The sequence below is a fragment of the Bradyrhizobium sp. genome (assembly GCF_049512235.1).
GTDB lineage: Bacteria > Pseudomonadota > Alphaproteobacteria > Rhizobiales > Xanthobacteraceae > Bradyrhizobium.
The window spans coordinates 1-3995 of the sequence record NZ_JBEKXH010000547.1 but is presented as its reverse complement, the minus strand read 5'-3'; the positions used below and the strand labels follow the sequence as shown (position 1 = coordinate 3995).

Below are 3995 nucleotides of genomic sequence, written 5' to 3'. Positions count from 1 at the left end.
AGATCGCCGGCCTCGCGCCAGGCGGCGCGGATGGCCGCGCTGGTCTCGGTCTCGTCGGCGCGGCCGGCGTCGAATTCCTCGCGGATCGCCGCAAGCGTCGCGTCGGGCAGCACGAAGCGGCCCGACTGCTTCAACGACGCCATCAGCCGGCGAACGGTGCCGGGATCGCGGCCCCCAGCGTCGAACAATAGCCGCTCGAAATTCGAGGAGACCTGAATATCCATCGATGGCGAGGCCGACGGATGGACCTCGCGCACTTCATAGATGCCGGTCTTCAACGTCCGCGGCAGGATATCGTTGACGTTGGAGGCGATCCGCAAGCACCGGACCGGCAGCCCCATCCGCTTGGCGACGTAGCCTGCGAAGATGTCGCCGAAATTCCCGGTCGGCACGGTGAAATCCACCGATCGCAAGGGCGAGCCGAGCGCGACGGCGGAGGTGAAATAATACACCACCTGGGCCACGATCCGCGCCCAGTTGATGGAATTGACGCCCGACAGCGAAACCGCGTCGCGGAAGCTGTGGTGATTGAAGAGCCCCTTCACGATCGCCTGGCAATCATCGAAATGGCCTTCGATGGCGAGCGCATGAACGTTGGCCGCGCTGGTCGTCGTCATCATCCGCCTCTGCACGTCGGAGATGCGGCCGTGCGGGAACAGTACGATCAGATCGACATTGCCGAGACCCGCGAAGGCGTCGACCGCGGCACCGCCGGTATCGCCTGAGGTCGCAACCACGATGGTGGTGCGCTGCGCGCGTTTCGCCAGCACGTGGTCCATCAGCCGCGAAATCAGCTGCATCGCCACGTCCTTGAAGGCCAGCGTCGGGCCGTGGAACAGCTCGAGCAGGAATTCATTGGGTCCGATCTGGTCGAGCGGAACCACGGCCGGATGGCGGAATGTGGCGTAGGCCTCGTTCGCCATGCGGCCGAGATCGGCGTCGGGAATTTCCCCGCCGACAAACGGGCTGATGATTTCGACCGCCACTTGCCAATAGGGCCGGCCGAAAAAACCGGCGATGGCGTCGGGCGAAAGCCGGGGCCACGTTTCGGGCACGTAGAGGCCGCCGTCGCGGGCGAGCCCGGTCAGCATCACGTCGCAGAAACCTAAGGCGGGAGCCTCCCCCCGCGTCGAGATGTACCGGGTCAAACCGCCCTCCAAAGGCCAGGATTTTCATCAAGCCTTTGATATTTAATGATGATCTAACTTTGCCGTGGCGCCGTCGCGCGGCACCTTAAAGCGTTTTGGGGTGAAGTGGAAACCAGGATTTTTGCCACTGCCCCCTTTTGGGACAGCGTGTCCGAGGTCAAAGCATACCATATTACCGCATCCTGCGCACCCGCTTCCGGCGACGATGCTGGCTGCCGACGACGGGCCAGCGGCCCGCCATCGCTAATTGCCGCCAACGTCGACGTCGAGGTGAGCCGCCCTCAGGGCGGCAATGGTTGAAGCCAGATGAGACTGGTCTCTGGTCTCGATCACGACCTCGAGGAGTACCGCCTTGGCTGGCAGATCCGTGAAGATGCGCTGATGGGATACCTCAACAATGTTGGCGCCGGAGCTGCTCAGGACGGCGACGATCGTAGCAAGTTGACCGGGCCGGTCCGCAATGTCGAACCTCAGTTGCGATAGTCGACCCTCCCTGGCGAGTTGCCGGGTAAGCACGCCTGACAGCAGCCGCGTGTCGATGTTGCCGCCACTCAGAACGAGGCCGAGCGCGCGGCCCCTGAAGCGCTCCTGATTGGCGAGGACCGCCGCCAGACCGGCGGCCCCGGCGCCCTCCGTGACCGTCTTCTCGATCGTGATGAGCAGGCTCAGCGCGTGCTCGACCTGCGGTTCGGTCACGAGCACGATATCATCGACTAGCGCGCGCACGATTTCGGACGTGATGCGGCCAGGCGCCTTGACCGCAATGCCCTCCGCCAGCGTGTCACCGCGCATCGGGAGGTGCTGCCCTTTGATCAGGTTGTACATTGATGGATAGAGAGCGGCCTGCACGCCGATGATTTCGATGCCGGGCCTGAGCGTCCTGGCGGCGACGGCCATGCCGGATATGAGGCCGCCTCCGCCGATCGGCACCAGCAGCACGTCGAGGTCAGGCACCGATGCGAGCATCTCGATCGCGATGGTGCCCTGGCCCGCGATGATCATGGGATCGTCGTAGGGATGGATGAACGTCAACTGCCGTTCGCGACCATGGTCAATGGCCAGAATGGCGGCCTCCTCGAGGGTTGCTCCTGCTTCGATCACATTTGCGCCATGCCGGCGCGTGTTCTCGATCTTCACGGTCGGAGTTCCCCGGGGCACAAAAATGGTTGCCGGGATTGAAAGGCGGGCCGCGTGATAGGCTACTCCCTGCGCGTGGTTGCCTGCCGAGGCAGCGATCACACCTCGCCGCCGTTCATCGGCGGACAGGGCTGACAACCGATTGAGCGCCCCCCGCTCCTTGAAAGTCGCCGTGAACTGCAGGTTCTCGAACTTGAGCCATAGGTCCGCGCCGACGATGCCGGACAGCGTGCGGCTGCGATCGAAGCTCGTCCGCTTCACGTGGTCGGCGAGTACGCCCGCCGCTGCTTCGATGTCACCGAAGGTGACCGGCAAGCGCGCAAGGGAAGCTGCTAACGTCTCACTCATCGTCATCGGATCTACCCCCGCCACTGCCCCCGCAGCCATACGACGAACGCGATCGCTACCGCGGCCGCCAAGCCAAACCAGGTAATGGCATATTGCAGGTGGTCGTCCTTGAGGTGGACCTCGAGCGCACCCGGCTTCGGGATGCCACCGGCTGGAACCGGCAGCTCAAGGTCGACATAGAACGGGGCGACCTCACCCCAACCGAGCGCCCGCGCCATCGCAAGATGATCCCGCGTGAACCACAGCCGCCTGGCGGTATTTTCAGTTGGCGTCAGCAAGCCCGCTGGCTCCGGAAAGCGGATATAGCCGGTCAACATCGCCGGCTCACCGGTAATCAGCCGCGCCACCGCGCGATCCTCTTGGCCACGATCCTGCATCGGGTTTGGCACGAAGCCCGCATTGATCACGATGATCTCGCCGCCCGGCAGGCGCGCGGGCAGGAATGCCCATGTGCCGGGACTGGAAACGTCCTCGCGCACCGCCGAACCGGAACTGTAGACCATGGCGTCCGCAAGGGGCTGGTAGATCGCGGTCAGACCGACGCGGCGGAATTCGTCCCGGGCTGGCGTCAGCGTGCGCCACTGCGAGGGCTGCGGCAGTGATCCCGGCGCGGCCGCGAGCCGTTCGGTCAAGGCCGCGATCAGCGCGTGCTTTTCGACCCGGCGCTGCAACTGCCAGACCCCGAGGCTTGCGAACAGCGCCAGCATCGCCAGCGTGAAAGCGACAAAGCCGGCGTTGCCGCGCCGCCGTCCCGTGGCCGGCATCATTTTGGTTCGCGGTCGATCAGCCGGCCAGGTGCTGCCTTGTGATGGAACTGCAGCGCGATCAAAAGCGACTTCATCGCCCGCAGCGGCAACAGCGTGGTGGCGAGAATCAAAGGCAGCCAGAGCACCGCATGCAGCCAGAACGGCGGCTGGTATTTTACCTCGACGATCAGCGCGCAGGCCACCACGATGGCGCCCGCAATCATGATGATGAAGATCGCCGGCCCGTCGCCGGAATCGATGAAGGCGTAATCCAGCCCGCAGGATTCACATTTCGGCCGCAGCGTCAGAAACCCCGCATACAGCCTGCCCCTGCCGCAGCGCGGACATTTGCAGGCGAGGCCGCGCATCGCGCTCTCGCTCAGCGTCGGCAATGGCTGGTCCGGCATCTGTCGGTCTTCCTTGGCGCTTCGCAAAATACAAGGGGCGGCCGCGCGGCCGCCCCGTATAGCACAGGGTAATGAAGTCAGCCGCCGTGCGCCATGGTTTCCGCACCGTGGCCCCAGACATAGATGCAGACGAACAGGAACAGCCACACCACGTCGACGAAATGCCAGTACCAGGCGGCGAATTCGAAGCCGAGATGCTGGGTCGGGGT

Annotated in this window: 5 protein-coding genes; all 5 read right to left on the bottom strand. The window is 64.4% G+C overall.

The window, feature by feature from the left end:
- The coding region (gene thrC, locus ABSG20_RS31445; protein WP_423868342.1) for a threonine synthase at nt 1-1148 on the bottom strand (1148 nt) is incomplete at its 3' end.
- A 243-nt stretch (nt 1149-1391) separates the two neighbouring features.
- On the bottom strand, nt 1392-2633 hold the full coding sequence (locus tag ABSG20_RS31440; protein ID WP_423868341.1) for a threonine ammonia-lyase: 1242 nt from the start codon (nt 2631-2633) through the stop codon (nt 1392-1394).
- Nucleotides 2634-2644: 11 nt separating this feature from the next.
- Entirely contained in the window at nt 2645-3397 is a 753-nt protein-coding gene (locus tag ABSG20_RS31435; protein WP_423868344.1) for an SURF1 family protein, read from the bottom strand.
- A complete protein-coding gene (locus ABSG20_RS31430; protein ID WP_423868340.1) occupies nt 3397-3786 on the bottom strand; it encodes a DUF983 domain-containing protein in 390 nt (129 codons plus the stop codon). Before ABSG20_RS31430 ends, ABSG20_RS31435 begins: the two co-directional genes overlap by 1 nt.
- A 77-nt stretch (nt 3787-3863) precedes the next feature.
- Nucleotides 3864-3995: cytochrome c oxidase subunit 3 (locus ABSG20_RS31425; protein WP_423868343.1), on the bottom strand; the 132-nt coding region annotated here is incomplete at its 5' end.